The organism is Loktanella sp. DJP18, from assembly GCF_049310965.1.
GTDB lineage: Bacteria > Pseudomonadota > Alphaproteobacteria > Rhodobacterales > Rhodobacteraceae > Loktanella.
Genome location: NZ_JBMERN010000020.1, coordinates 58,592 through 64,986 on the forward strand (window position 1 = coordinate 58,592; position 6,395 = coordinate 64,986).

Annotated in this window: 7 protein-coding genes; 5 read left to right on the forward strand and 2 right to left on the reverse strand. The window is 62.7% G+C overall.

What is annotated here, in order from left to right; genetic code table 11:
• Positions 1-191: 191 nt before the first annotated feature.
• On the reverse strand, positions 192-791 hold the full coding sequence (locus ACOI1H_RS08380) for a thermonuclease family protein (protein ID WP_422436600.1): 600 nt from the start codon (positions 789-791) through the stop codon (positions 192-194).
• A 336-nt stretch (positions 792-1,127) separates the two neighbouring features.
• Between ACOI1H_RS08380 and ACOI1H_RS08385 the strand changes: the two genes are divergently transcribed.
• From ACOI1H_RS08385 to ACOI1H_RS08405, 5 genes are all read left to right on the forward strand, one after another.
• The gene (locus ACOI1H_RS08385) at positions 1,128-1,856 is read left to right on the forward strand and encodes a hypothetical protein (protein WP_422436602.1); all 729 of its coding nucleotides are present in this window, start codon (positions 1,128-1,130) and stop codon (positions 1,854-1,856) included.
• Positions 1,853-3,121, forward strand: coding sequence for a hypothetical protein (locus tag ACOI1H_RS08390; protein ID WP_422436603.1), 1,269 nt, complete (start codon positions 1,853-1,855; stop codon positions 3,119-3,121). Before ACOI1H_RS08385 ends, ACOI1H_RS08390 begins: the two co-directional genes overlap by 4 nt.
• 50 nt (positions 3,122-3,171) lie before the next feature.
• The gene (locus tag ACOI1H_RS08395) at positions 3,172-3,426 is read left to right on the forward strand and encodes a DUF6127 family protein (RefSeq protein ID WP_422436604.1); all 255 of its coding nucleotides are present in this window, start codon (positions 3,172-3,174) and stop codon (positions 3,424-3,426) included.
• 73 nt (positions 3,427-3,499) lie between these two features.
• Complete coding sequence (locus ACOI1H_RS08400; RefSeq protein WP_422436606.1) at positions 3,500-4,174, forward strand: YcbK family protein; 675 nt, start codon at positions 3,500-3,502, stop codon at positions 4,172-4,174.
• A complete protein-coding gene (locus ACOI1H_RS08405; RefSeq protein WP_422436607.1) occupies positions 4,171-4,428 on the forward strand; it encodes a hypothetical protein in 258 nt (85 codons plus the stop codon). Before ACOI1H_RS08400 ends, ACOI1H_RS08405 begins: the two co-directional genes overlap by 4 nt.
• A 335-nt stretch (positions 4,429-4,763) precedes the next feature.
• Here ACOI1H_RS08405 and ACOI1H_RS08410 read toward each other — a convergent pair.
• Positions 4,764-6,395, reverse strand: a 1,632-nt coding sequence (locus ACOI1H_RS08410) for a UvrD-helicase domain-containing protein (RefSeq protein ID WP_422436609.1), incomplete at its 5' end; no start/stop codon positions are given.

Below are 6,395 nucleotides of genomic sequence, written 5' to 3' on the forward strand. Positions count from 1 at the left end.
GCCCGATCCAAGATGGCTGCAACGAACTGAGTCCCAAATCTTATAGCACAAGCTTAGACACGCTGCTGGTCTGCAATGCCCTCGGCGGAAGCGATGGCGATCGACGGGATTTTGGCCTTGGTAAGCACTGCCCCGAGCATTTTGCGCAGAAGAACATCCGTGGCGGTGCCAAAACGATCGCGGCAAGAATTCTACCAGCGTCCACAGATCCCCTCGCGGATGAGGGTCTCGCCGATATCTTCACCCGAAGATATCAGGGCGCAGGTTCCCACCTCACGGTCATAGCTCATCCGACCCTCAAGGTCGCAGGCGAGCTGCTGACCTCTCACCAGCTGCGCCATCCGCTCTCGGGCAACCCGCCCCTCTGCCGTGAACATTTCCGCGCAGTCGAGGTTGGCGATCCGGACCGGCACGTTGGCGACCTCGATCGTGTCGCCGTCGCGGACGTGGGTGACAAACCCACGTAGGGACGATGAGCCAATAACTGACCGATCACCTTCAAAGCCAAACCACAGGACAAAAACACCGGCCAGAGCAATGAGGGACACAGGCGCTAATTGACGCGACCAGCCTGGCACGCGGATTTGCGCCTTTCCCGTTCGGTGCCGCTGCCTTTTCTTGAAGGCGATGACATTTCCTGTTTTTCGCGCCGCGCGCCGAGCCTGAACCGCTCGGAACCAACTTACGGCTAAGCCGGCAAAAAGCAGAAACGACAGGCCCGCCAAAGCCGCCGCGAGCGTCTCATTTGGCAGGTCCAAAAGGCTGTCGAACCACTGCGAGAGCAAATCCATGATTCAAATTCTTTGCCGGAATGCGCCCTCGCCGCAACCTTGATCAAGGCCGGGCAGTGATAACGTGGCCGATAATACAGAGCAACTCACGCATATCGAAGCGCAGTGCAACGGACGACAACGTCGAAGACGTCGCCGCCGTAGACGGATATCCCGCAGGCCGCCTGCGGCGCAGTTCTGCGCACGCTGCCGCGTGACCTATCCGCCCGCAGCCATCTCGGCGGGCTTCGAGCGCCTGACAAGCACGCTCTCGGTTCAGATCACACAGATGATCGGGACCATGAGCGGGGCTTCCCGCGCGAAGTCACAATTACCGTTCTCTAAGGAGCCCACACGATGACCAGCCCGAACCTTGCAGCACCACATGTGGCGGCGGCGCAGAATCAGAAAGAGGTCACGATCAATGACGCCACCGATGCGCTCGATCTGGCCATGACCGCCTCACTAAACGTCGACTGTACCGCTGGCGGCTCGATCTTGGTCACGGCCCCGCAGGCGCGGCGCAATGTGCGTCTGGCCCTGACCGGCACGCCGGCAGCTGACGTCATTCTGGTGCTGCCGGCCGTGCCGCGGCTGCTGCTGATCAGGAACACTACATCGCGGCAGGTGAGCGTCAAGAACGCGACCGGCGCGACGGCGGCACTCGCGCCTGGCAGCGAGAGCGTGTTTTACAGCTCGGGCAGCGGGGTCACCGTGGCGGGCCTGTCGACCGCTGCGGACGCTCAGGTCTATGACTTCGGGATGCTGACCTTCCCGACGCCCGGGGCCTCGGAGACGCTCGGTAAGATCATCATTTCGCGTGCCGTGATCCTTCCAGCCAACCTGGAGGGGGCTGTCGGACATGTCGACGTAAATCCGGCGGACCCCTTTGCCATCGACCTGACGCGCAACGGGTTTTCGGCGGGGAACATTACGATTAGCACCGCCGGCACCTTTACCTTCACGACGCCGGGCGGCTCCTCCGTCGTGCTTGCGGCTGGAGACGTGGTGCGCTTCGTCGCGCCCTCGGTCGCCGATACTACCATTGCCGGCATTGCCGTGACCCTCGCCGGGAGCCTCGCATGATGCCCTTGCTGTTCTCCAGCCTGTTCAGCGCGGGCGTCGGCGCCGTGCCTCCCGTGGAGCCAGCGGTACCCGTGAGTTTCGTGGATGGCGTCGCCCTCGCCAACCAGACCGTGAACGCCAGCAGGACGCTGACCCTGACCACGCATCAGCCCGGCGACATGCTCGTGGCCATGATCGCGAACCGGGAGACCGCGACGCCGCCGGATTTGCTGCCTGGCTATACCGATGTCGTGTCTGCTGCAGAGACACCCAACACGCAGGCCAACTACCGGGGCTACCGACTGCAGGTGAAGGTCGCGACATCGGCCAGCGAGATGATTACCTGGACTGGCGCCTATGGTTTCCTGATTGCCCTGCGCGAGGCGCACTACGCCGGCCGCGTTGGCAAGCTGGTCTGGAAGAATGTGGTCAGCTCCTGGACTGCGCCGGCGCTCTACGATCTCGATACCTCGGCCATGGGCTTCCTGCTCTCCGGGATAATCGGCTCCGATGGCATCGGGTCCGCGAACGCGCCCTACCAACTGCTGGCGCCGGCCAGCACGGCAAATCGCTTTGCCGGCTTTCACGTGCAGAACACGTCCGAGCGGCTCACCGATATGCGGTTTTCGGGATCAAACTGGAACAGCAACTTCTGGTCGGTGGAGTTTCTGCCGTTTCCGCCGGCACCTGAGGTGTTGCCGGCGGGGGCCTGGCGGCTCGATGCGACGAGGACGCAGGCGGGGTATCATACATGGCGCGCAGGGCTGACCGTCGTGAACGCCACCGGCGGGACGGATCATGTGGGGTTTGTGCCGACCGAGAATTCCTTCTCAAGCGGCAAGAGATACTGGGAGGTTGCCTGTGCCGCCGGGATCACGGCTACGGCTGCTTACAACGGCTATATGGGCATCGTGCCTGCGGAACAGCTGTCCTACTGGAACGCGTCAAACCCCATCAGCTATGGCGGCATCGGATATCGTGGTAACGGCACCATTTACGCGAGCAACGGGCCGACTGCCGGTTTGGTGAAAAGCGGGCTCCCGAGTTATCGGCCGGGCGACATTCTGATGTTTGCCTTCGAACCTGTGACGCGGGGCCTCTGGGTCGGTGTCAACGGCGTGTGGTCCGACATTCCCGACAGCGATCCCCCTACCTATGCCTCGGGAGTGGGCAGTGTCTGGTATCCGGTGATTCAGGGCCGCGAGCCGAACGAGGGAGGCACGCTGCGCTCCTTGGCCGCGCAGTTCAGCTATCCCATACCGACCAGCTGCATCTCACTCGGATGAATCAGAAGGAGGGTCCGATGACACCGCGTCGATCCGAAGGATATGTGCGCATGCCTGACGCCGAATTCGAGGCGATGCTGACGCGGGCCGCCGAGGAAGGCGCGAAACGCGCGCTGGCCGATGTCGAGCTCGATGGTGAAGAGGCAGCACTCGATATCCGCGATCTGCGTGCGCTCGTGGACTGCATCCGGCTCGTGCGCCGCACCGCGATGCAGACTGCCGTGCGCATGATTACCACCGGTGTGATGCTGGCGCTGCTCGCGGGCATCGCGATAAAGCTCAAGATATTCGGCAGCGGTCCGTAGCCGCCCATCGCGACAATTCACGCACCAACCTGAACCCGCCCATCTGGCGGGTTTTTCGTTTTTGGAGGACACCATGACGACGACCTTTTACGAGCATTGGCGCGACGTGCCGGACGACACCTGGCGTTGGCCGAATTTCTCACCCGCCGAAATTGCCTGCCGCGGCACCGGCAAGCTGCTGGTCAACGCACCGGCGCTGGACAAGCTGCAGGCGCTCCGCACCCGGCTGGGTAAACCGTTGATCGTACGGTCTGCCTATCGCAGCCCGGAGCACAACCGCGCCGTTGGTGGCGCGACGCGGTCAAAGCACATGGATGGCGCGGCCTTCGATATCGCAATGTCGAACCATGACCCGGTCGCGTTCGAGGCGGCGGCACGCGCAGTCGGCTTCCTCGGTTTCGGTTTCTATCCGCGCTCGGGTTTCATCCATGTCGATCTCGGGCCCACCCGCCAGTGGGGCGAGCGGTTTCTGATCCGAGCGACAGCTTTTGCTGCGGAAACCGAGCCAACGCGCGAGGTGCTGGCCGAGAGCCGCACCATGAAGGGTGGCGGGGCCGCAGGTGTCGCGACACTGGGCGCGGCGGGGGTCGAAGTGGCGCAGAACGTCCTAGCGGAAACTCAGTCCGCCGTCCTGCCGCTCGTGCCATACCTCGATACGCTACGCTGGGTGTTCATCGCCGTGGCGCTTGGGGGCATCGCCGTTACGATCTATGCGCGCCTTGATGACTGGAAACGGGGGCGGCGATGATTTCGACCTTTGTCGGTGGGATTATCGCCAGCCCATGGATGCGGGCCGCCCTGCGTTACGGGACCATCGCCCTCGCTATCGTTCTGTTCCTGCTGTCGTTCTGCCGCGCCGGTGAGCGCACGGGGCGGCTTGCCGAACGTCTTGAAACCAGGGAGAAAGCAAATGAAATCCAACGCCGGATGCTGGAAGCTGCGGCTCGCCGTCCTCGTGATCGCGTCGAGCTGGTTGACCGGTTGCGCGACGGAGGGTTTTGAAGCAGGCGGATTGGCGGCATGTCCGCCGGTCGTGAAATACAGCCGAGAGTTCCAGGCGCGGGCAGCCGATGAACTCAACTCATTGACAGATGGCTCGGCCGTTGCCGAGATGCTAAGCGACTACACCGTGATGCGCGATCAGGCGCGCGCTTGCCGGTGAAAACTGACCGGACGACGCCTTCGCGGGAAGCGCGGGTCTCCTCGACCACGGCGGATCGTCCGGCCCGGCCTATGGATTAACGCTGTCAACGAGCAGCAGGGGCTTTGCAGGTAGATGATGGCAGGCGCGCTTAGGCCTGTACTACCAGGCGATGGGCACAAATGTGTTCCTCATATCAGGCCCTGTTTCGGCGTCGCGGCTTCGTGACTGCGGACCGGTCACCGCTCGATATCTTCGCTTTCCCGACGCAGGTCGGATAGCGGACGCAGCCAAGGAACTTTCCATAACTGCCGCTGCGTTCGACCAACCAGCCATCTTCGCATTCGGGGCACGTCGGATAGTTGGCACCGCAGCCACATCGAGCGTCGGCCGTTCCGTCCGTGCGGCGGGGCAAAGCGGTTCCGCAGGATTGGCAGGCGGGCAGCAGGTTTCCGCAATGCTGGACATGCTCGCAGCGATACCAGATGCGGCCATCCTTCCCGGTGACGCCCAACAACCGCCCACCACATTCGCCGCAGCCATGTTCCTCCAGCTCCACGCCAATTTGAGCGGCGATGCCGTAGGCTGGATCCTTTTTCAACTCGGTGATAAAGGACGATGGCCTAGCGTTCGAGGCAAGGATCGTCAGTGTGTGTCGGGCCCGGGTCATCGCGACATACATGACGCGCCGTTCTTCGGCGTTCTGAAACGCTTCCTCCTCCGGCGACACCAGAGACAGCAGCGGGTCGTCGACGATCTCTGACGGGAACCCCGTACGTCCACTGTCGGCGTTCAGCAGAATGACGTGGTCAGCCTCCAGACCCTTGGAAGCGTGGATGGTCTTGAAGCTGACCTTCAGCCGCAGAAAGCGGCGCCTCAGATCCTGCAGGTCTGGCTCGACGAAGCGGTAACGGCCAAGAAGCAGCACCGTCGCAGGCTTCGCCTCCGGTGCCACAGCGGCTGACATGGCGGCAAGAACCTCGGACAGTTTCGCCTCATCCTCGCCCTTAGACACGGTCATGACCCTGATGGCAGGTTCGGTCGCGGTCCCGGCCGGGACGATCTGCTTCTGGATCTGGGCCGGGTTCCGCAGCACGAAGGTTCTGGCCGCAAAGGCGATCTGGTCGACCGATCGGAAGGTGCGGCCAAGGTCGACGGTCCTATGCACGCCCGCCTCGCCGTCGAAGCTGCCGCCAAATTCCAGACCGAAATGGCGCATCAGATGGACGTCGGACCCGGCGAAGCGGAAGATTGACTGCCAGTCATCTCCGACGGCAAAGACCCGCACATCCGGATGCTGTGCCTTCAGTGCTTTCACCAGACGGGCCCGGCTTTGCGATATGTCCTGGAACTCGTCCACCAGGATATGGCGGAACGGGCTGACATAGCGGCCGGTCTCCGCATAATGCGCGGCGCGCAGGATCATATCCTCGAAGTCGATCCGGCCTTCCAGGCGCTTCTGGTATTCTTGGAAGACTGGCGCGAAGACATCGAGGAACGCCCGGGCGCGCTTGCCGAGCTTCATCCGCTCGGATTTGGTTTCGCAGTCCTGCAGGCTGTAGCCGCCGCTCTTGAACTTGCGCAGGAAGGTTCCGAGCAGTTTCGAGAAGTCGTCGACCTGTTTCAACTCGACGATCCGGTCATAGATCGTGTCAACCGGGCGGGGTTTCAGTGTGACATGCGGCGCCACCTTTTCGGCAAGGCCGCTCAGCAGGTGCCCCTCCTGCCGCTCATAGCTGTAGGTCTCGATCAGGGTGGTTTCATGTGCGGCATGGACCTGCCGCTTCCACTCCATGCCAGCAAGGTATTCGTCGCAGTCGACGAAGGG